General features: G+C 72.0%; 20 protein-coding genes. 8 read left to right on the top strand and 12 right to left on the bottom strand.

The features are described from left to right. Positions 1–16: 16 nt before the first annotated feature. Complete coding sequence (locus ABEA26_RS06630) at positions 17–1279, bottom strand: extracellular solute-binding protein (protein ID WP_345590099.1); 1263 nt, start codon at positions 1277–1279, stop codon at positions 17–19. A 252-nt stretch (positions 1280–1531) separates the two neighbouring features. Between ABEA26_RS06630 and ABEA26_RS06635 the strand changes: the two genes are divergently transcribed. Beyond that, the gene (locus ABEA26_RS06635) at positions 1532–1747 is read left to right on the top strand and encodes a dodecin (RefSeq protein ID WP_345590100.1); all 216 of its coding nucleotides are present in this window, start codon (positions 1532–1534) and stop codon (positions 1745–1747) included. 40 nt (positions 1748–1787) lie between these two features. Here ABEA26_RS06635 and ABEA26_RS06640 read toward each other — a convergent pair whose 3' ends face one another. Continuing rightward, a complete protein-coding gene (locus tag ABEA26_RS06640; RefSeq protein WP_345590102.1) occupies positions 1788–2279 on the bottom strand; it encodes a phosphatase domain-containing protein in 492 nt (163 codons plus the stop codon). 59 nt (positions 2280–2338) lie between these two features. Here ABEA26_RS06640 and ABEA26_RS06645 point away from each other — a divergent pair, with 59 nt between their 5' ends. After that, positions 2339–3343 carry an LLM class flavin-dependent oxidoreductase gene (locus tag ABEA26_RS06645; protein ID WP_345590104.1) on the top strand — a complete coding sequence of 335 codons (1005 nt, stop codon included), beginning with the start codon at positions 2339–2341 and terminating at the stop codon, positions 3341–3343. Between the two features lie 76 nt (positions 3344–3419). Continuing rightward, positions 3420–5771 carry an ATP-binding cassette domain-containing protein gene (locus tag ABEA26_RS06650; RefSeq protein ID WP_345590106.1) on the top strand — a complete coding sequence of 784 codons (2352 nt, stop codon included), beginning with the start codon at positions 3420–3422 and terminating at the stop codon, positions 5769–5771. Positions 5772–5818: 47 nt separating this feature from the next. Here the strand turns inward: ABEA26_RS06650 and ABEA26_RS06655 are convergent, their stop codons facing one another. The 6 genes from ABEA26_RS06655 to ABEA26_RS06680 all read right to left on the bottom strand — a co-directional run bounded on the left by ABEA26_RS06655 (position 5819) and on the right by ABEA26_RS06680 (position 11973). After that, positions 5819–6682, bottom strand: coding sequence for a DUF2382 domain-containing protein (locus ABEA26_RS06655; protein WP_345590108.1), 864 nt, complete (start codon positions 6680–6682; stop codon positions 5819–5821). A 72-nt stretch (positions 6683–6754) separates the two neighbouring features. Continuing rightward, a complete protein-coding gene (locus tag ABEA26_RS06660) occupies positions 6755–7576 on the bottom strand; it encodes a lysophospholipid acyltransferase family protein (protein ID WP_345590110.1) in 822 nt (273 codons plus the stop codon). Further along, positions 7576–8346, bottom strand: coding sequence for a GNAT family N-acetyltransferase (locus ABEA26_RS06665; protein ID WP_345590111.1), 771 nt, complete (start codon positions 8344–8346; stop codon positions 7576–7578). Before ABEA26_RS06665 ends, ABEA26_RS06660 begins: the two co-directional genes overlap by 1 nt. 221 nt (positions 8347–8567) lie before the next feature. Continuing rightward, positions 8568–9317: a succinate dehydrogenase/fumarate reductase iron-sulfur subunit gene (locus ABEA26_RS06670; protein ID WP_345590112.1), complete on the bottom strand. Its 750-nt coding sequence runs from the start codon at positions 9315–9317 to the stop codon at positions 8568–8570. Beyond that, a complete protein-coding gene (locus ABEA26_RS06675; protein WP_345590113.1) occupies positions 9314–11263 on the bottom strand; it encodes a fumarate reductase/succinate dehydrogenase flavoprotein subunit in 1950 nt (649 codons plus the stop codon). Before ABEA26_RS06675 ends, ABEA26_RS06670 begins: the two co-directional genes overlap by 4 nt. 2 nt (positions 11264–11265) lie before the next feature. Further along, the gene (locus ABEA26_RS06680; RefSeq protein ID WP_345590114.1) at positions 11266–11973 is read right to left on the bottom strand and encodes a succinate dehydrogenase; all 708 of its coding nucleotides are present in this window, start codon (positions 11971–11973) and stop codon (positions 11266–11268) included. A 95-nt stretch (positions 11974–12068) separates the two neighbouring features. On the opposite strand from ABEA26_RS06680, the gene ABEA26_RS06685 reads away from it, so the two are divergent. After that, the gene (locus tag ABEA26_RS06685) at positions 12069–12953 is read left to right on the top strand and encodes a LysR family transcriptional regulator (protein ID WP_345590115.1); all 885 of its coding nucleotides are present in this window, start codon (positions 12069–12071) and stop codon (positions 12951–12953) included. A gap of 115 nt (positions 12954–13068) precedes the next feature. On the opposite strand, the gene rmdA is transcribed toward ABEA26_RS06685, so the two are convergent. The 3 genes from rmdA to ABEA26_RS06700 all read right to left on the bottom strand — a co-directional run bounded on the left by rmdA (position 13069) and on the right by ABEA26_RS06700 (position 17194). After that, positions 13069–15216: a cyclic Di-GMP phosphodiesterase RmdA gene (gene rmdA, locus ABEA26_RS06690; RefSeq protein ID WP_345590116.1), complete on the bottom strand. Its 2148-nt coding sequence runs from the start codon at positions 15214–15216 to the stop codon at positions 13069–13071. After that, positions 15213–16025, bottom strand: a complete 813-nt coding sequence (locus ABEA26_RS06695) for an SAM-dependent methyltransferase (protein WP_345590117.1) — start codon at positions 16023–16025, stop codon at positions 15213–15215. The genes rmdA and ABEA26_RS06695 overlap by 4 nt, the downstream gene beginning before the upstream one ends. A 227-nt stretch (positions 16026–16252) precedes the next feature. Beyond that, positions 16253–17194: an SCO0930 family lipoprotein gene (locus ABEA26_RS06700; protein WP_345590119.1), complete on the bottom strand. Its 942-nt coding sequence runs from the start codon at positions 17192–17194 to the stop codon at positions 16253–16255. Positions 17195–17949: 755 nt separating this feature from the next. On the opposite strand from ABEA26_RS06700, the gene ABEA26_RS06705 reads away from it, so the two are divergent. The 3 genes from ABEA26_RS06705 (at position 17950) to ABEA26_RS06715 (ending at position 19651) form a co-directional block, all read left to right on the top strand. Beyond that, a complete protein-coding gene (locus tag ABEA26_RS06705; RefSeq protein WP_345590120.1) occupies positions 17950–18081 on the top strand; it encodes a hypothetical protein in 132 nt (43 codons plus the stop codon). Positions 18082–18097: 16 nt separating this feature from the next. After that, positions 18098–18862 carry a bestrophin-like domain gene (locus tag ABEA26_RS06710; RefSeq protein WP_345590121.1) on the top strand — a complete coding sequence of 255 codons (765 nt, stop codon included), beginning with the start codon at positions 18098–18100 and terminating at the stop codon, positions 18860–18862. Positions 18863–19123: 261 nt separating this feature from the next. Beyond that, complete coding sequence (locus tag ABEA26_RS06715; protein ID WP_345590122.1) at positions 19124–19651, top strand: hypothetical protein; 528 nt, start codon at positions 19124–19126, stop codon at positions 19649–19651. A gap of 192 nt (positions 19652–19843) precedes the next feature. Here the strand turns inward: ABEA26_RS06715 and ABEA26_RS06720 are convergent, their stop codons facing one another. Continuing rightward, positions 19844–20338 carry a hypothetical protein gene (locus tag ABEA26_RS06720; RefSeq protein WP_345590123.1) on the bottom strand — a complete coding sequence of 165 codons (495 nt, stop codon included), beginning with the start codon at positions 20336–20338 and terminating at the stop codon, positions 19844–19846. A gap of 342 nt (positions 20339–20680) precedes the next feature. On the opposite strand from ABEA26_RS06720, the gene ABEA26_RS06725 reads away from it, so the two are divergent. Next, on the top strand, positions 20681–21086 hold a 406-nt coding region (locus tag ABEA26_RS06725; protein ID WP_486388964.1), incomplete at its 3' end, for a class F sortase.

Raw genomic sequence — 21086 nt, forward strand, 5'->3', positions numbered from 1 at the left:
CTGACGCGGTGGTGCGTCAGCGCGCGTCGAGGTCCAGCAGTTCGGTGATGCGGTCGGAGGCCTTGCCGGCCTCCGACTCCGCGTCGCCCCCGGTGAGCACCTTCGTCATGTAGTCCTTGATCGGGTTGTCCGCCTCGACCGCGCCCCACCGGGGGGTGCCGGGGGTCGCCCGGCCCTGCGCGGCGCCGGCCGCCATGGCGGCGACCCCCTCCTCGTCCGCGACGGCCTTGGCGAGCGACTTCTTGTTCGGGACATAGTTCATGGTGCGCGCCAGGTCGGTGTTCCACTTGGTGCCCACGAGCGCCTCGACCACGGCCAGGGCGCCGTCGTGTTCGTCGGTGTTCTTGGGGACGACGAGGTCGGAGCCGCCGGTGAAGACGGCGCCGGGCTTGTCGGCGTTCTTGCCGGGCACGGGGAAGAAGCCCAGTTTGCCCTTGAGTTCGGGGTTCTCGCGCACGATGGACTGGGCGAGCCCGGGCACCGAGACGATCTGCGCGACCCGCCCCTGGGCGAACACGCCGGCCTGCGGGGGGTGTTCCTCGTCGGCGTCGAGCGGGCCGTCACCCAGTGCCTGCAACTCGCGGTAGAAGTCCATGCCGCGCAGCGCCTCCTCGGAGTCCAGGGCGCCCGTCCAGGCTCCGCCCGCCTCCACGGCCAGCTCGCCGCCCTCGTCCCAGATGAAGCCGGAGAGGGTGTACCAGTCCTGTCCGGCCAGGTAGATGCCCTGGTCACCGCCCGAGTCGAGCTTCTCGGTGGCGGTGAGCCACTCCTCGCGGGTGCGGGGCGGCTCGGTGATGCCGGCCTGCTCGAAGAGGTCCTTGCGGTAGATGACCACGCGGTTGGCGGCGTACCAGGGGATGCCGTACTGCTGGGACAGCCACCGTCCCGGTTCGGTGAGGCCCGGCAGCCAGTCGTCGCTGCCCCAGTCCCGCATCGACTCCAGCGTCAGATCCATGAGCCGGCCGCCCTCCGCGTACTGGGGGACCTGGGTGTTGCCGACCTCGATGACGTCGGGCCCGTCCGTGCCGTCGGCCTTCAGCGCGGTCTGCACCTTGTCGCCGATCCCCGTCCACTTCTGGATCCGGACGTCGAGGTCGAGGTCGGGGTTCTTCCGCTCGAACTCCTCGGTGAACCGCTCCAGGAAGCCCTGTGAGGCACTGTCCTTCATCAGCCACACGGTGACGGTGCGCCGCTCGCTCCCGCCGTCCTGCGACAGGATGCCGCAGCCACTGAGCAGGGAGGCGGACACACAGACAAGGGCGAGTAGGCGACGTCTCACAAGGGGTCCTTCTGTCTGACGGACAGCGGCGGAGGCGGACAGGGATGTCCGGCGCACGCAAAGGGAGACCCGACGTGGGGGACGAGCCCGAGGCTCGAACGGGTGTCTGGGATTTTGGTATGGACCAATGCGGAGGTCAAGGGGGTGACGAGCGGTTGTCCCGCCGGACCCCCGGACACCTCGCGCTCCGTCGTGGCCTGGGGCACGGTGGAGTGACGGACGACACACCGCCCCGCGGAAGGGAGCACCCGTATGTCGAACCACACCTACCGGGTCACCGAGATCGTCGGCACCTCGCCCGACGGCGTCGACCAGGCCGTCCGCAACGGCATCACCCGGGCCTCACGGACCCTGCGCAATCTGGACTGGTTCGAGGTGACCCAGGTACGCGGTCAGATCGAGGAAGGGGAGGTCGCGCACTGGCAGGTCGGCCTGAAGCTCGGCTTCCGCCTGGAGGAGTCGGACTGACGGCTGCCGGACGTACCCCGCTCCCGGTCCACCCGGGCCGTCAGGTGCGACCCTCTCGCTCCTGCGCCACGCGCAGCTCGGCCGACCGGGCCGCCCAGCGCGCCCGGACGACGGTGAATCCGGCCCGCTCGGCGTCGTCGCACACCAGCTCGTCGTCGTCCACCAGGACCCGGACCTCGCGGGTGCGAGCGAGCCGCTGAAGGATCTCCAGCTTGGTGCGCCGGGCGGGCCGGCGGTCGGCGTTGCCCCGCATGTGCACGGGCCCCTCGGGCAGGCCGTGCGCGGCGAGCCAGTCGAGCGTGTCGCGCCGGCAGCGCTCGGGCCGTCCGGTCAGATAGACGATCCCGCACTCCTCGGCGCTCTCCCGCACCAGCGCGACGCCCTCCGTGAGCGGCGGATCGTGCGGAGCGGCGGCGAAGAAGGCGTCCCAGTCGCGGGGCCGACGCTCCAGGAACCTCTGCCGGTGCGCGGTGTCGGCGAGGGTGTTGTCCAGGTCGAACACGGCCAGCGGGGGCCTGCTGCGGTCGGTCACCCGCCCACTCTAGAACGCCCTGCCGGGAATCCTGGCGCCGCGCGGACGTTGAACACCGTGTGAGCTCAGTGATCGCGACCACCCGCTTCTCCGTCCTCGACCGCTCCCGCATCCGGGAGGGCCACACCGGCGCACAGGCGCTGCGCGACACCGTGGAACTGGCGCGGGAGGCCGAGCGGCTCGGCTACCACCGGTTCTGGGTGGCCGAGCACCACGGCGTACCCGGGGTGGCCGGTTCGGCACCGACCGTGCTGGCCGCCGGCGTCGCCGGTGCCACGCGGAGCATCCGGGTCGGCACCGGCGGCGTGATGCTGCCCAACCACCGGCCACTGGTCGTCGCCGAGCAGTTCGGCGTGCTGGAGTCGCTCTTCCCCGGCCGGATCGACATGGGACTCGGCCGCTCGGTGGGCTTCACCGACGGCGTGCGCAGGGCGCTGGGCCGGGAGAAGGACGACGCCGACGACTTCGAGGCGCAACTGACCGAGCTTCTCGGCTGGTTCCGGGGCACCTCCCCCACGGGCGTGCACGCCCGCCCCGCGGAGGGGTTGACCGTACCGCCGTTCGTGCTGGCCATGGGCGAGGGCGCGGCCGTCGCCGCCCGGGCGGGCCTACCGATGGTCATCGGGGACCTGCGGGACCGCGACCGGATGCGCCGCGGCATCGACCGCTACCGCGCCGGGTTCCGCCCCTCCGCGTGGAGCCCGGAGCCGTACGTCGTCGTCTCGGGCACGATCGCCGTGGCCGGCACCCCCGAGGCCGCCCGGCGGCTCCTGCTTCCCGAGGCCTGGTCCATGGCCCACGCCCGCACCCGCGGCTCCTTCCCTCCCCTGCCCCCGGCCGAGGAGGTCGAGGCCCGGACGGTGACCGCCAAGGAACGCGACCTGTACGCCGCCGGTCTGGCCGGACACATCGCCGGCACCGAGGAACAGGTCGCCGACGAGCTGGAGTCGCTCCTCGAGGACACCGGCCCGCAGGAGGTCCTGGTGACCACGAGTACGTACGACCGCGAGGCGCTGCTGGACTCCTACCGGCGGCTCGCCCGCGTCATCGGCACGGGGGTCTGAGCCGATCCGTCGTAGAATCAGGGGTTTGCCCCGCTTTCCACCGGCCGTGGCCGAAGACCGTACGGAGTTCCCCGCCATGCACAGCCCCCACGACCCGTACGTCCGGGTGCGCGATGCCCGTGAGCACAATCTCAGGGGCGTGGACGTGGACGTCCCCCGGGACGTGGTGGCCGTGTTCACCGGTGTGTCCGGCTCGGGGAAGTCGTCGCTCGCGTTCGGGACGGTCTACGCGGAGGCGCAGCGGCGCTACTTCGAGTCGGTCGCGCCGTACGCCCGCAGGCTGATCCACCAGGTCGGCGCCCCGAAGGTCGGTGAGATCACCGGGCTGCCGCCCGCCGTGTCGTTGCAGCAGCGCCGCGCGGCACCGACGTCCCGTTCCTCGGTCGGCACGGTCACCAACCTCTCCAACTCCCTGCGGATGCTGTTCTCCCGCGCCGGCGACTACCCGCCGGGGGCGGCGCGGCTGGACTCCGACGCCTTCTCGCCGAACACCGCTGCCGGGGCCTGCCCGGAGTGCCACGGGCTCGGGCGGGTGCACCGTACGACCGAGGAGCTGCTGGTTCCGGACGCGTCGCTGTCCGTCCGGGACGGCGCGATCGCCGCGTGGCCGGGCGCCTGGCAGGGCAAGAACCTGCGGGACGTCCTGGACGCGCTCGGGTACGACGTGGACCGGCCGTGGCGCGAGCTGCCCGCCCGGGAGCGGGAGTGGATCCTGTTCACGGACGAGCAGCCGGTGGTCACGGTGCACCCGGTGCGGGACGCGGGCCGCATCCAGCGGCCTTACCAGGGCACGTACATGAGCGCCCGCAGGTATGTGATGAAGACCTTCTCGGACTCGAAGAGCGCCACGCTGCGGGCGAGGGCGGAGCGCTTCCTCACCAGCGCGCCCTGCCCGGTCTGCGGTGGCGGCAGGCTGCGCCCCGAGGCCCTGGCGGTGACGGTCGGCGGCTGTTCCATCGCCGAGCTGGCCGCGCTGCCGCTGACGGAACTCGCGCAGGCGCTGCCGACGGAAGGTGAGACGGCCCGGGTGGTCACCGGGGACCTCGTCTCACGGATCACTCCCGTCGTCGAGCTGGGACTCGGCTATCTGAGCCTCGACCGTGCGACGCCCACCCTGTCGGCGGGCGAGCTGCAGCGGCTGCGGCTGGCGACGCAGCTGCGCTCCGGACTGTTCGGGGTCGTGTACGTGCTGGACGAGCCGTCCGCGGGACTGCACCCGGCGGACACCGAGGCGCTGCTGACGGTGCTGGAGCGGCTGAAGGCGGCCGGCAACTCGGTGTTCGTGGTGGAGCACCACCTCGGCGTGATGCGCGGTGCCGACTGGATCGTGGACGTCGGTCCGCGGGCCGGCGAGCACGGCGGGCGGGTGCTGTACAGCGGTCCGGTCGCCGGGCTGGCCGGTGTCGGGGAATCGGCGACCGCCCACCACCTCTTCGACCGCTCCCCCGCACCCGTCCGTCAGGCGCGGGTCCCGCGGGGGACGGTGACGGTCGGTCCGGTCACCCGGCACAACCTGCGCGGGGTGACCGCGGAGTTTCCGCTCGGTGCGCTCACCGCGGTGACAGGGGTGTCCGGCTCCGGTAAGTCGACGCTCGTCGGCGAGATCACTCAGGGCCTGCCGGGGGTGGGCCGACTGGTCTCCGTCGACCAGCGGCCGATCGGGCGCACCCCACGCTCCAACCTGGCCACCTACACGGGCTTGTTCGACGTCGTGCGCAAGGTCTTCGCGGCCACCGACCAGGCGCGGGAGAGGGGTTACGGCGTGGGCCGGTTCTCCTTCAACGTGCCGGGGGGCCGCTGCGAGACCTGTCAGGGCGAGGGATTCGTCAGCGTGGAGCTGCTGTTCCTGCCCAGTACCTACGCGCCGTGCCTGGACTGCGACGGGGCGCGCTACAACCCCGGGACGCTCGAAGTGACCCACCGGGGGCGGAACATCGCCGAGGTGCTGGACCTGACCGTGGAGGAGGCGGCGGAGTTCTTCGCGGACGCGGACACGCCCGCGGTCGCGCGCAGTCTGGCCGCGCTGCTCGACGTCGGGCTCGGCTACCTGCGGCTCGGCCAGCCGGCGACCGAGCTGTCCGGCGGGGAGGCGCAGCGCATCAAGCTGGCGAGCGAGCTGCAGCGGGGGCGTCGCGGCCACACCCTGTATCTCCTGGACGAGCCGACGACGGGGCTGCATCCGGCCGATGTCGAGGTACTGATGCGTCAGTTGCACGGTCTGGTCGACTCCGGGCACACGGTGGTCGTCGTAGAGCACGACATGGCCGTGGTGGCGGGCGCCGACCGGGTGATCGATCTGGGGCCGGGCGGCGGCGAGGCAGGCGGGCGGATCGTCGCCGCGGGGCCGCCGGGCGAGGTGGCGCGGGCGAGTGGGAGTGCCACCGCGCCCTATCTGGCGGAGGCCCTGCACGGGGGGTCGCGCCGGTGACGGCGTTGCACCGGCGCGACCCCTCGCGGTGACGGCACGGGGGACGGCTACTGGCGGCCCCGCCGGGTGTCGTCGTCGGTGGTGGCCTCGGTCTCGGCCTCGATCCGCTCCTTGCGGACCTGGCCTCGTACCGTCTCGTCGTCGGTCCGCTCCTCCGTGGTCATCCGCACGCGCTCCACCGGCACCGTCTCGGTCTCGACGACGGGGCGTTCCTCGTGCAGCGTGACCTCGTGCTCGTCCTCGCTGATCTGCGGCCCGGAGAGCGCCTGGTCACGGTTGGCGTCCGTGATCGGCTCGCGCTCCACCCGCACCTCCTCGTGACTGACCGGGACGGTCTGCTGGACCTCCTCCGTGACCACGTACTTGCGCAGCCTGGCCCGGCCGGACTCACGCCGTTCGACGCCCACGTGCATCTGCTCCTCGGAGCGGGTCATGGCGTCGTCGCGCGTGCCCGTCCGGTCCCGGGCGTCCTGGTAGCCGGTCGTACCGCCCGCCGTACCGGCCATGCCGGCGGCTCCCGCGGCTCCGGCCGTTCCGGTGCCCGCGGCCCAGCGGCCGTCGTCGGTGCGCTCGGCCTCGGAGAGCACGCTGTCCCAGTTGATGCCGTAGTAGTCGTAGAGCCGGTGCTCCTCGGTCTCCGACAGATGGCCGCCCGCGTCGACGTCGACATTGGGCGCGTCCTTGACCTGGTCCTTGCGGTAGGGGACCTCGAGGTGGTCCTGCACCAGCGAGGCGTCATGGATGGGCACGAAGGACTCGTTGGAGCCGAACATGCCCGTCTTGACGCTCACCCACTCGGGACGCCCGGTCATGTCGTCGAAGAAGACGTGCTTGGCGTCGCCGATCTTGTTGCCGTCCCCGTCGTAGACCGGATGGTCCAGGACGTTGGCGATCTCTTCACGGGTGATCATCTGGCATCACCCTCCTTCCGGAGTGCCTGCCTTCCGGATGTCCTCATCAGCAGTACGGAAACGGCACATACGTTACAAAGCGCACATACTTTTCGAAGGTGCTCTCCCCTGGGCGGCGTGGGCGAGCGTGCGGCGGTCGGAGTGGCGGTCCGGCGCGATCACCGGCCGTACCTCCACCTCCGCGGTCAGCCCGCGCGCCGACGCCACCCGCCACAGGGAGGCGAGCAGGGTGTCCTCGCCGACGAATGCGGGCACCGTGCTCACCGCCCGCTCTCGGCTCCGGTACCGGATGCGGACCGGCTGGACCGGCACCCCGGCGTCCAGGGCGGCCTGGAAGACGGCCCGGCGGAAGCGGCCCTGGGCGCGCCCGCACCAGGTGCTGCCCTCGGGGAAGACGGCGACCGCCGCGCCCTCGCGCAGGGTGTCCGCGATCGTGGCGACCGTGTCCGGCAGGGCCCGCAGCCGGTCCCGTTCGATGAAGAGCACGCCCCCGCGGGCGGCAACCGGGCCCGCCACCGGCCAGCGCCGGATGTCGCTCTTGGCCAGCATCCTGGCCGGGCGCACGGCGGCGAGCAGCGGGACGTCGAGCCAGGAGACGTGGTTGGCGACGAGGAGCAGACCGCCGCCGGGCGGGGCGGCGCCCGTGACGCGGACCCGGACGCCGACGGCCCGCACGATCCACCGGCACCAGCACCGCACCACGGCCGCGGGGACCGTCCCCCACCGCCGGGGGCGCCCCCGGCCGAGCGGCGTCAGCACGACGGCGACTCCGGCGAGCAGCAGTAACGCGACCGCGATGAGCCGCAGCACGGCGAGCGGCACGGCCGCCGCGGCCCGGGACCGCTCCACGCACTGCCCCGGGGTGCAGGGCGCGGCGGGCAGCCAGGCGCTCATCAGGCCGGCACGAGGGAGAGGAAGTGCCGCAGATAGCGCGGGTCGACCCGGCTCATCGGCAGCAGCACGTACAGGTCGGCGACGTTGAAGTCCACGTCGTGCGCGGGTTGCCCGCAGACCCAGGCACCGAGGCGGAGGTAGCCGCGCAGCAGGGCCGGCAGTTCGGTCCGGGCCGTCGGCCCCGCCGGGCCCGGGACCCACGGGAGCAGCGGCCTCACCCGGTACTCCTCGGGTGCCAGGTGCCTGGCCCGCACCCGGTCCCACGTGCCGGCGGCGAGGGCGCCGCCGTCGGTGAGCGGGATCGAGCAGCAGCCCGCCAGCCACTCGTGACCCCGGTCGGTCATGTAGCGGGCTATGCCGGCCCAGATGAGCCCGATGACGGCGCCGTCGCGGTGGCCGGGGTGCACACAGGAACGGCCGACCTCGACCAGGCCGGGCCGTATGGCGTCCAGCGCCGCGAGGTCGAACTCGCTCTGGGCGTAGAGCCGGCCGGCTGCCGCCGCGCGCTCCGGCGGCAGCAGCCGGTAGGTGCCGACGACCTGTCCGGTCGTCTCCTCCCGCACCAGCAGGTGGTCGCAGTACGCGTCGAAGGGATCGATGTCGTACCCGGGCCGCGGGCTCGCCAGCAGCGCGCCCATCTCCCCGGCGAAGACATCGTGTCGCAGCCGCTGCGCGGCCCGCACGTCCTCCTCGTCGCGGGCGAGGGCGACGGTGTAGCGGTGGGGTGCGGCGGGCTTTTGGGGACGGTCTGCGGTCAGTACGCCGGTCATGGCACTCTCCTGGTCACGGGCCGGGGCGGCGACGGCGGGCCGACGGTGTACGGTCCGCCGCACCTGTTCTTCCGCTGCCGGTTGGCCGGTGCGTGACCTGGGCCGGGAGAGTGGATGTGCGGCTGCTGAATGCCAGGGGCGAGAAGCGAGACGGGGCCGGGGGGAGCACCTCCCCCGGCCCCGTCCGTCCGCACCTTTCGGCGAACGTTCGGTCTGGCCGGCTAGCTCCTGGCCACCTTGCGCGTGGCCCGCAGCCACTCCTTGTTCATGCTGGTGATGGAGAAGAGCGGGATGCCCTTGGGGCAGGCCGTCGCGCACTCGCCGGCGAGGGTGCAGCCGCCGAAGCCCTCGTCGTCCATCTGCGCGACCATGTCCAGCACCCGCGTCTCCCGCTCGGGCGCGCCCTGCGGCAGGACGCCGAGGTGGTTGACCTTCGCGGAGGTGAACAGCATCGCCGCCCCGTTCGGGCAGGCCGCCACGCAGGCGCCGCAGCCGATGCACTCGGCGTGCTCGAAGGCGAAGTCGGCGTCCGGCTTCGGCACCGGGGCGGCGTGGGCCTCCGGCGCGGCGCCCGTGGGCGCGGTGATGTAGCCGCCGGCCTGGATGATCCGGTCGAAGGCCGAGCGGTCGACGACCAGGTCCTTCACGACCGGGAAGGCCGAGGCCCGCCACGGCTCGATGTCGATCGTGTCGCCGTCCTGGAAGGACCGCATGTGCAGCTGGCAGGTGGTGGTGCGCTCGGGGCCGTGGGCGTCGCCGTTGATGACCAGCGAGCAGGCGCCGCAGATGCCCTCGCGGCAGTCGTGGTCGAAGGCGACGGGGTCCTCGCCCTTGAGGATGAGCTCCTCGTTGAGGGTGTCGAGCATCTCCAGGAAGGACATGTCCCGGGAGATGCCGTCCACCTCGTACGTGGACATGGCGCCGTCGGCGTCGGCGTTCTTCTGCCGCCAGACGCGCAGGGTGAGCTTCATGCGTAGCTCCGCTGGGTGGGGTGGACGTACTCGAAGACCAGGTCTTCCTTGTGCAGGGTGGGGGCCTCGCCGGTGCCGGTGAACTCCCAGGCGGCCGCGTACCCGAACTCGTCGTCCCGGCGGGCCGCCTCGCCGTCCGGGGTCTGGGACTCCTCGCGGAAGTGCCCGCCGCAGGACTCGGCCCGGTGCAGCGCGTCGAGGCACATCAGCTCTGCGAGTTCCAGGTAGTCGACGACGCGGTTGGCCTTCTCCAGCGACTGGTTGAACTCCTCGCCGGTGCCGGGCACCTTGATGCGCCGCCAGAACTCCTCGCGGATCTGCGGGATGCGCTCCAGGGCCTTGCGCAGGCCGGAGTCGGTGCGGGCCATGCCGCAGAACTCCCACATCATTTCGCCGAGTTCGCGGTGGAAGGAGTCCGGGGTGCGGTCGCCGTCGACGGAGAGGAGCAGGTTGAGCCGGTCCTCGGTCTCGGCCAGCACCTCCTGTACGACCGGGTGGCCGTCGTCGACCTCGTCCTTGTGGGGATTGCGGGCGAGGTAGTCGTTGATGGTGGCCGGCAGGACGAAGTAGCCGTCGGCCAGGCCCTGCATCAGCGCGGAGGCACCGAGCCGGTTGGCGCCGTGGTCGGAGAAGTTGGCCTCGCCTACGGCGAACAGGCCGGGGACGGTGGTCTGGAGGTCGTAGTCGACCCACAGCCCGCCCATCGTGTAGTGCACGGCGGGGTAGATCCGCATGGGCACCCGGTACGGGTCCTCGTCGGTGATCCGCTGGTACATGTCGAAGAGATTGCCGTACTTGGCCTCGACCGCCTTGCGTCCCATGCGCTTGATGGCGTCGGCGAAGTCCAGGTACACGCCCTGACCGCCGGGGCCCACGCCCTTGCCCTCGTCGCAGACGTTCTTCGCGGCGCGGGAGGCGATGTCTCGGGGGACCAGGTTGCCGAAGGACGGGTAGACGCGCTCCAGGTAGTAGTCGCGCTCGTCCTCGGGGATCTTGTTCGGCGGCCGGTCGTCGCCCTTCGCCTTCGGCACCCAGATCCGGCCGTCGTTGCGCAGCGACTCGCTCATCAGCGTCAGCTTGGACTGGTGGTCACCGGTGCGCGGGATGCAGGTCGGGTGGATCTGCGTGAAGCAGGGGTTGGCGAAGTAGGCGCCGCGTCGGTGCGCCCGCCACACCGCGGTGGCGTTGGAGTTCATGGCGTTGGTCGACAGGTAGAAGACGTTGCCGTAGCCGCCGCTGGCCAGGACCACGGCGTCCGCGAAGTAGGTGTCGATCTTCCCGGTGATCAGGTCGCGGGCGACGATGCCGCGCGCCCGGCCGTCGACGACGATCAGGTCGAGCATCTCGGTGCGCGGATGCATCTCAATGTTGCCGGCCGCGATCTGCCTGCTGAGGGCCTGGTAGGCGCCGAGGAGCAGCTGCTGGCCCGTCTGGCCCCGGGCGTAGAACGTACGGGAGACCTGGACGCCGCCGAAGGAGCGGGTGTCGAGAAGGCCGCCGTACTCGCGGGCGAAGGGCACGCCCTGCGCCACGCACTGGTCGATGATCTCGACCGAGATCTGCGCGAGCCGGTGCACGTTGGATTCACGGGAGCGGAAGTCGCCGCCCTTGACGGTGTCGTAGAACAGGCGGTGGACGGAGTCGCCGTCGTTGCGGTAGTTCTTCGCGGCGTTGATGCCGCCCTGCGCGGCGATGGAGTGGGCCCGGCGCGGGGAGTCCTGGTAGCAGAACTGGACGACGCGGTAACCCTGTTCGGCGAGGGTCGCGCCGGCGGAGCCGCCCGCGAGGCCGGTGCCGACGACGATGACGGTCTGCTTGCGCCGGTTGGCGGGGTTGACCAGCTTGGCCTCGAAACGGCGGGTGTCCCAGCGCTCGTTGACGGGCCCGGCGGGGGCCTTGGTGTCGGCGACCGGCTCTCCGGTCGTGTAGTCGGCGTAGGTAGTCATGGTCAGTTCACCACTCCGGTCATGACGCCCACGGGCACGGCGACGAAGCCGACCGTGAGCAGCAGCGCGAGGACGTTCGCGATGGTCTTCAGGGCGCGGTCGCGGGTGCGGCTGCCGGCGCCGAGGGTCTGGGCGGCGCTCCAGAAGCCGTGCCGGACGTGCATACCCACGGCGAGCACCGCGACGATGTAGATGACGTTGCCGTACCAGGTGGAGAAGGTGTCCACGACGTTCTGGTAGGGCTTGCCCGTCTCGAAGCCGCCGGAGTGCACGGTGCCGGTGGTCAGGTCCAGGATGTGCCAGACGATGAACAGGGCGAGGATGATCCCGCCCCAGCGCATGGTGCGCGTCGCGTAACTGGAGCGCGGCTTCCTGTGCACGTACTTGCTGGGCCGCGCCTTGATGTCACGGCGGCTGAGCTGGTACGCGGAGACGGCGTGGGCGACGACGGCGACGACCAGCACCACGCGGACCAGCCACAGCGTCCACTCGTAGTGCATGAACGGTTCACCGACCGTGCGCAGCCAGTGGGCGTAGTGGTTGAACTCGCTCGTCCCGAAGAAGATCTTCAGGTTTCCGATCATGTGGGTGACCAGGTAGAGCAGCATGACGAGACCACTGACCGCCATCACTGTCTTCTTGCCGACGGTCGAGTCCCACACGGTGCGCGCGAGGGACGGCCGTCGGTCCGTCCGCGTTGCCAGAGCCATGGCACAGGACGCTACGGGGCCGATCCCTCATCGGTCCAAGACATGGAACGCCTTGTTTCCATAGGCTCTGCCTATTCACCGCGTACGCTGGAGGTATGCAGTTGCAACAACTCCAGTACTTCGTGGCGGTCGCGGAGACCCGGCACTTCACCCGGGCCGCGGAGATGGTCCACGTGGCCCAGCCGTCGCTGTCCCAGCAGATCAAGGCGCTGGAGCGGGAGCTGGGCGCCGACCTGTTCCTGCGGGCGCGGGGCAACATCACGCTCACCGACGCCGGGGAGGCACTGTTGCCACTGGCCCGGCGCATCCTGGCCGACGCGGACACGGCCCGCCACGAGGTACTGGAGCTGGCGCAGCTGCGCCGGGGCCGGGTCAGGCTGGGTGCCACCCCGAGCCTGTGCACCGGGCTGCTGCCGGACGTGCTGCGTGCGTTCCACGACCGGTATCCCGGCATCCAGCTGATGATCGAGGAGGGAGGCTCGCACGACCTGGTGCGGGAGCTGGCGCGCGGCGCGCTCGACCTGGCGCTGGTCGTGCTCCCACTGCCCACCGCGTCGCCGGCGCTGACCACGGTGGAGCTGTTGCGGGAGGACCTGGTGGTGGTGTCGTCCCCGGAGTCGCCCCGGCCGGGCGGCGGACGGCGCGCGGTCCGCATCGCCGACCTGGAGGGCGAGCGCCTGGTGATGTTCCGGCACGGGTACGACCTGCGGGAACTGACCGTGGCCGCGTGCCGTGCCGAGGGGTTCGAGCCGGACTTCGCGGTCGAGGGCGGGGAGATGGACGCCGTGCTGGGGTTCGTACGGGCGGGACTGGGGATGGCCGTGGTGCCGCGGATGGTGGCGGCGCGGTCGGGGCGCGGGCTACGGGTCACACCGTTGGCGCGGCCGGGGTTGAACCGGACGATCGCGCTCGCCCATCGCAGCGATGTGGCTCCACCTCGGGCGGCTCGGGAGTTGCAGCGGATGCTGCTGGAAAGGTGAGCGCGGGGAAGGTGCCCGGCAGCACCATTGCGCTCAGCACCGTCCAGGGCTGCGGGCTCGTCGTGGCCGGTCGCGCCCACGCGGCGGAGCCGCACATGGGAACAGCCCCGCGTCCCTAAAGGCCCGCCGCGTCCACCAGCGTCAGGTCGTGCAGTCGCTCCGGTGGGCCCGGGCGGGCGTAGTACCAGCCCTGGGCCGTGTCGCAGCCGAGTATGCGCAGCTGCTCGGCCTGGGCGCCGGTCTCCACGCCCTCCACGGTGACCGCGAGGTCCAGGCTGTGGGCCAGGGCGACGATGCCCTCGACGATCTTGAGGTCGACGGGATCCGCCGGGAACTGCTGCATGCTCTGGGTGAAGGAACGGTCCAGCTTGAGGACGCTCACCGGCAGCCGGCGCAGGTTGGCGAGGTTGGAGTAGCCGGTACCGAAGTCGTCCAGGGCGATGTCGACGCCCATCTCGGCGAGCCGGCGCAGCGGCTTCAGCAGGTCGTCGTCGGCGCCGATGAGTGCCGACTCCGTCACCTCCAGGCACAGCGCGTCGGGCGCGACGCCGGTCCGCTCCAGGATGTCGACGGTGTCCTGGACCAGGCCGGGATGGGTGAGCTGGCAGGGCGAGAGGTTGACGTTGATCCGCAGCGGGCCCACGGCGGTCGTCTCGCCGTACCGCTCCCGCCAGGCGCGGGCCTGCCGCACCGACTGCTCCATCACCCAGCGGCCCAGCGGCACGATCAGGCCCGTGTGCTCGGCGAGCGGGATGAACCGGTCGGGACCGAGCACCCCGTGCTGCGGGTGCAGCCAGCGCACCAGGGCCTCGGCGCCACGCACGGTGCCGTCACCGAGGTGCACCAACGGCTGGTACTCGATGAAGAACTCACCCCGCTCCAGGGCCGCGGGCAGCGCGGTGGTCAGGCCGTGCCGGGTGATCACCCGTGCGTCGGCCTCCGGGTCGGCCAGCTCGAAGCGGTTGCCGCCCGCCGACTTGGCCCGGTACATGGTGATGTCGGCGCTGCGCAGCACCTCCGCCGGGCTGCGCTCGCCCGCCGATCCCTCGACGATGCCGATGCTGCCGCGCACGGTCAGTTCGCGGCCGTCGATGCTGATCGGGGCGAGCAGCGCGTTCATGATGCGCCCGGCCAGCTCCTCGGCCTCGTGCCGGGTGTCGGGGCCGCTGGTCAGCGCGACGAACTCGTCGCCGCCCAGGCGGGCGACCATCTCGCCGGGCGCGGTGGCGCAGGCCTGCAGGCGGTCGGCGACCTCCACGAGCAGCCGGTCGCCGGCCGCGTGGCCGAGGCTGTCGTTGACGGTCTTGAAGCCGTCGAGGTCGAGGTAGCACAGGCCGAAGCGCCGGCCGGGCCCCGCGTTCAGGGCCTTCTCCAGGCGTTCGAAGAAGAAGCTGCGGTTGGGCAGGCCGGTGAGCGCGTCGTGCGTGGCCTCGTAGCGCAGTCGCAGATTGAGCAGCCGGCGCTCGGTGGTGTCCTCCATCAGCGCGAGCTGGTACTGCGGGACGCCGTCGGCGTCCCGCAGCAGGGAGACGGTGAGGTTGGTCCACAGGACCGTTCCGTCGGGCCGGTAGAAGGCCTTCTCCACGTGGTAGTGCTCCCGCTCGCCGCGCACCAGCTCGTCGTAGAGCCGCCAGGTCTGCGGCGCGTCGTCGGGATGCGTCCACTCCGACGCCCTGCGGCCGCCCAGCGTCGGGCCGGCGATGCCGAACATTCGCATGAGCGCCTCGTTGACCTGGAGCACGTTGCCCTCCAGGTCGGCGATGCCGATGCCTATGGCGGCGCCCTCGAAGACCGCCCGGAAGCGGGCCTCGCTGGCGTGCAGGGCCTCGGCCACCACGCCCTGTGCCTTCAGCGCGGCCTGCGCGATGGCCTCCTGTTCGGCCAGCGTCCGGGCGCGCAGTGCCGCGGCGAACCCGGCCGCCATCGCGTGCTGGAGCCGCGCCGAGCGGGCCCGCAGGTCCTCCGGGTCACCGCCCTCGCCGCAGTAGAGGACGAGGTAGGCGTCGACGCAGTCCAGCGTCCGGGCGAGCGCCTCGGGGTCGGTGCAGTGCGAGTCGACGAGCGCCGCGCCGACGGCCCTGGCCTCCCGCGCGTCGAAGCTCCGTGCCCGCAGCACCTCGCTCAGCCGGCGGGCCAGCGGCAGCAGTCGCTGCTCGAACTCGGGCCGGGTCGACGACGTGGAGGTCACCGGGAACACCGCCCGGCTCCAGATCGTCGCGAACCGGCGCAGTCTGTCCTCCGGCCCGTCCGGCTCCGCGCTCACGCCGTACGCCCCACGCCGGCGAACCCCGAGAACGCGTACGGGTCCGCTTCCTCCGGCGCCTCTTCGGGCCACCAGTTCGGCATCGGAACCAGTCCGGGCTCCACCATGTCGTACCCCTCGAAGAACCGCGCGATCTCCTCACGCGAACGCATGATCAGCGGGTTGCGGATGTCCTTGTACACGTCCACCGCGCCTGTGGCCCGCTCTGCGGGCAGTGGGACTCCCTCGTACGAGGCGTGCGTGAGGACGAGCAGGCTGCCGGGCGCGAGCGCTTCGCTCAGCTCGGCCACCGCCGTGTACGGGTCGTCCGCGTCTTCCACGAAGTGCAGTATGGCAACCAACAGCAGGGCCACCGGCCGATTCAGGTCGATCAGCCGCTCCACCTGGGGGCTGGAGAGGATCTCCCTCGGTTTCAGCAGGTCGGCGGCCACGACGTCCGCGTCGTCGTGGCCCGCCAGGACGGCCTCGCTGTGCGCGACCGCCACCGGATCGTGGTCGACGTAGACGACGCGGGAGCCGGGGCGGCTGCGACCGGCTACCTCGTGGACGCTGCCGAAGGTGGGGATGCCGGAGCCGATGTCGAGGAACTGGTCGATGCCCTCGCCGGCCGCGAAACGCACGGCGCGGCGCATGAACGCCCGGTTGGCCTGCATGATCTTGGGGAGCCCCGGCATGAACTCCATGGCCTTGCGGGCCGCTTCCCGGTCGACCTCGAAGTTGTGCGAACCGCCCAGGTAGAAGTCGTAGATCCGGGACACGCTGGGCACCGAGACGTCGATGCTGCGGGGGGCCCAGGCGGGACGCTCCATCTAGCTCTCCAAGGGCATAGGCGATCCGGTGTTCGAGCTGAGGCTACTGATCACCCGCCAAACGGGCGAGTCCAAACGGAAATTGACCGTCCGTTCCCGGTCACTGCCCGGGGCACGTGCCGTGCGCCAAGGCATACCAAAGGGCGCGAACAGGGCCGTCCCCTCCGCCTGGGTGCGAAGGGGACGGCCCGCTGGTCGCGCGCTGAAGATCTGCGGGTGGGAGGTCGCTACTTCTTCGGCGCGCCGACCGGCTTTCCGTCGGGCGAGACGGCGTACCAGGTGCCGCCGACGCCCTGACCGTTGGTGTCGCCGGCCTTCTTGTCACCGGCGAAGGTGTAGATCGGCCGACAATCGACCGTCTGCTGCTCGGCGCCGTCGGGCCGGGTGAAGGTCATCAGGTCCTTCTTCACGACGCCCTCGGTGTCATCGGGCTCCACCGGCTCCACCACCGGCCATTTCTCCAGACAGGCGCCGGTGCACGCCGACACCGGCTCCGGCCAGGCCTCGTCCTTCATGAAACGGTAGACCGTCATGCCGTTCTTGTCGACGACGATCTCGCCGAGCTTCGGATCGTCGCGGGTGGACAGTCCGGCCGCCTCCTTCGCCTCCGCCTTCCTGCCGTCCGCGGCCAGCGCGTACCACTTGCCCCCGACGCCCTGGCCCTTGACGTCACCGGCCGCGGTGTCCTTGGCGTAGCGGTACGCCGGCCAGCCGCCGATGGTCAGCTGCTTGCTGCCGTCGGGCCGGGCGACCTCGCCGAGCAGTTCCCCGTCGATGCCCTCGCCGGCGAGGGCATCGGCGGCGGCCACGGGAGGCCAGGCGGTGGCGCAGTCGTTCTCGCACGTCGCCCTGGGCGGCTCGGCGGTGTCCGCGTCGAAGCGGTAGAGGGTGCGGCCCGTTCCGTCGGTCACCAACTCGCCGATCTCGGCGTTGGTGGAGACGGACAGCTTGCCGGCGGGCTCCGGCGGGCTCGCCGGCTCCTGCGTGCCGTCCGCGCCGGTGCCGAGTCCGGCGCCGGTGGCGATGTCACCGACGGCGCCGGGCACGGCCGTGGCGCCCACGTTCTGGCTGCCGGTGGCGCTGCCGCCGTCCTGGCCGCACGCCGTCGTCAGCGCCAGCACCATCGCGGCGCTCGCCACGAGTGAAACGCTCCGCCAGGAGGTCTTCATCGTCAGTCCCCGATCGTCATGGAGGTGTCGGGACGGCGCCGCTGCGCCGCCGCACGCCACTGGGTACGCACGGAGAGGCGGGTTGTGCTCAACGGGGCACGGATTTCTTCCGGCGCCCGCCGCGCCCGCCGCCACCCGGTGCGCCCGCTCGTACGCGAGTGCGAGCCGGGGCACGGGTGCGTGCGCGCTGGTCAAACCGCCGGTCGACCCATGTCCCTCCTTCGGGGTAATCGTCCGGTAATCGGGCGTGATGTGGTGCGGCAGGCTCGATGATCTGCGTCGTGCATGGACCCGAACCGACCCGATCCGCCTTGGCCGGACGGGTGTTGGCCCTCGTGACGCTGACATTCACGCTCGTCGGCGCGCCGATCGGCACGGCGCAGGCCGATGCCTGTGCGTATGTGTCGACCGGACCGAAAGGCACCGACGCGGTGGCGGTCGCCGGGAGCGACTCCTGGCCCACCTTCCCGCCGTGCCCCGAGCCCTCACCGACGCCGCCTACCGCCCCGCCCCCCAAGCCCCCGCCTCCGCCTCCGAAGCCCACTCCCCCGCCACCCCCCGCCCCGGCGCCCGAGCCACCGGTGCCGCCCGCCCCGAGACCCGAGCCTCCACCTCCGCCCGCCCCACGGCCGGCACCGGCCCGGCCCACGCCGACACCGACACCGACACCCAGCCCAACCCCGGCGCCGGTCCGTCCCGCGGCTCCCGCGCCCGCCCCGTCGGCCACGCCCACACCCCGGCCGTCGCTCAGCCCGGTGCACTACCCGCGCTACCGCGCCGCCCGGCAACAGCAGCGGCCCTCGCGCGGGGCCACGTCGCCGCTCGTCTTCGTCCTGCTCATCACGGTGCCCGCGGTGGTCGCCGTCGCCGCGCTCCGTGCGCGCTGATCCTCTGGAGCCCCTCTTGCCGGAATGGCTTGTTCTCACCCTCGCGATGCTGGCCGCCTGCGCCGTGGTCGTCATCATCACCCTCGTGCGGCACCGCAGGGCGTCCGACGACGAGGACATCACCGAGACCCCGGACGTCATCGAGTACATGACGATGTGGATCGGCGTGGTGTACGCCATCGTCCTGGGCCTGGCCATCGCCGGTGTCTGGGAGGCACGCAGTGCCGCGCAGGACCACGTCCAGGCGGAGGCGGTCGCGCTGCACGAGATCTCGGAACGCGTCCGGGTCTATCCGACCGATGTCCGTGACCGCATCCGGGAGGATGTCAACGCCTATGTCGGACACGTCGTCACCACCGAGTGGAAGGTCATGGCCGACCGCGGCGAGGTGACCGAACGCGGCACCGAGCTCCTCGACCGCGTCCGTGCGGACGTCACCGACTACGAGCCGAGGTCGGACTTCGAGGCCCAGGCCTACCAGCCGCTCGTCGACCAGGTGACCGCGGCGGACCAGGCCCGCATCGCCCGGTCGGAGTCGACCGGGGCAACCATGCCGGGCGTGGTGTGGTTCGGACTCGTCGCGGGGGGCGTCATCACCGTCGGGATGATCTTCGCCCTGCAGATCAGGCGCACGACACGCGAAATGGTCCTGGCCGGACTGTTCTCGGCGCTGATCGCCTTCCTGCTCTTCCTGATCTGGGACTTCGACGCACCGTTCAGTCGCGGTGTGGCGGCGTCGACGGATCCGTTCCTGAGTCTCTTCCCGGGGGTGGAGGGCTGAGACACCCGCTCGTGCGTCCCTCGGCGGTCCCCCGGACCGGTCCGGTCTTGGTCCGGTCCGGTCCGGTATCGGCACCAGCGGCACGCCGGGGGTGCGCGACACACCGTGACCGTCCCCTGAGCGGCCCACAGACGTGCCCCATTCGCGCTACTGCGATCGCGCCGGCGTGCGCGATTTTCTAGCGTTTCGGGCATCGAGGTGCTTTTCTGGCGCGAGCGGAACAGGTCCGTCGCCGCTCCTCGGGGACCCGGAGGATTCACCATGCGCGCGATACCCGTCGCCTCGGTCGCACTGCTGGGCGTCGCCGCCCTCTCCGCCTGCGTACCGGCCGGGGCGGCCACCGGCTCGGGCTCGACGTTCGGCTTCCTCGTCCACCCGGCCACCGTCTCGCCGGGCGGCGAGGTCACCCTGGGTGTGGGCCGCGGCGCCGACGGCTGCCAGGGACGCGTCACGGTCTCGTCGCCGGTGTTCGACACGGTCACCATCCCGCGGCACAAGTCGTCGGCGACGACGCGGGTCGACCGGGACGCCACACGCGGGTCGGTCCATCGGGTGAGGTTCGCCTGTGACGGGAGGACCGGCACCGTGAAACTGACCATCGCGGGCGGTGGCTCCCACCGTCCGAGTCCCGAACCCCACCACCCCGACAAGGGCGTACACGCGGGCGAGGGCGGCAGCGTCGCCGGGTTCGACGTGAAGGAGATCGGGCTCGGCCTCGCGCTCATCGCGGGCTCGGTCGGAGCGGCGTACCACCTCTCGCGCCGCCGCTCCGGCGAGGACGCCGCCTGAGCTCCCGCCCCGGACGCACCGCCCCCGGACGCACCGGCAGGGCTCCGCTCCGGACCCGCGACGGGTCCGGAGCGGAGCCCTGCCGGTGCGTGCCGCGCGATCCGACCGTGCGACGCCGGCGCATGACGGGAAGAGGGCCGGACGGGCCCGCCCCCCGAAGGCGGAGCCCGTACGGTGTCGGACGGGAACGGGTCAGATCCGCCGCTCGGCCCGGCGGCGCAGCCAGAACAGGCCGCCACCGGCGACGGCGGCGACGACGAGCCCGCCGCCGATCGCGATGTCGGTCGGGGTGGCCCCGCTGGAGCTGCTGCCACCGACGCCGCCACGGACGCCACCGATCACGGTGAAGGCGGCCGGACGCGTCAGGCGCCTGCCCGAGCAGTTGACGGTGATGTCGTAGGAACCGGGCCGGGCGTCCTCCTTGATGGTGGCGGTGCCCTTGGACGTCTCGTTGGCCCCCTTGACCGGGGTCAGGTGCGTCGTCCGGAACGCGTCCGAGGTCATCGTGCCGCCCTGCGGACAGCCGTCGACCGTGACGGTCATCTGGCCGCCGCGGGCGATCACGCTGGGCAGGGCGACGATGTTGGACGGCTGGTTGTGGTCGCCGCCGGCGGTGGCCGCGGGGGCGGCCAGTCCGAGGACAGCGACCGCGGCGCCGGCTGCCGCGAGGGCACGAGTGTTGCGCATGTGATCCTCCGCGGAAGACGCCCCGGGTCCCGTCCCCGGTCGATCGGCGAGAAAGCGTCTCCCAGAAAGACCCTCAGTTGCCCCGCGCGGAGCCGCATTTCGGGGATGGCCCGGGAATGGTCCGTCCTGGTGAGGGGCGTGCCGGACCGGTACCGCGCTCGTGGATATCGCCGCAGGTCACGGACCGTCAGAAGTTTCCTGCCGGGGAAATCCCGGATGGCTCACGGCAGGGCGTCCGTGCCACCCGTTCGCCGCCGCCCCGTCGCCGGTCGGACGGGTGGCGCATAGCGTGCTCGTATGCGCGGAAGACACGGCGACGGCCGGGTCGAGAGGGGATGGCGAATGTATGCGTCCGAGTTGGCCGAAGAGGAGGAGCGGTCCAGGAAGCGCGCTCCCTGGGGCGTGATAGCGCTTGTTCTGCTGACCGGGCTCGCGCTCATCCGCAACGGTTCGGGGGAGTTCGAGGTGGGCCCGCCGCAGCCGGCGTCGGCCGCCGCCTCGGACACCCGCGCCGCCGGTGGCGACCGCGCCACCACCACGGGCCTCGCGCCACTGCCGTACGCGGTACCCGACCGGGTCTCCGTCCCCGCCATCCAGGTCGACGCGCCGGTCATGCCGGTCGGTCTCGACGCGGAGGGCTGGGTCGACGCGCCGCCGCCCGAGGACCCGAATCTGGCCGGCTGGTTCACCGGCGCGGTCTCCCCCGGCGAAAAGGGCACCGCGGTCGTCGTCGGCCATGTGGACAACA

Source organism: Streptomyces marokkonensis (genome assembly GCF_039539045.1).
In the GTDB taxonomy this organism is placed as follows: Bacteria; Actinomycetota; Actinomycetes; order Streptomycetales; family Streptomycetaceae; genus Streptomyces; species Streptomyces marokkonensis.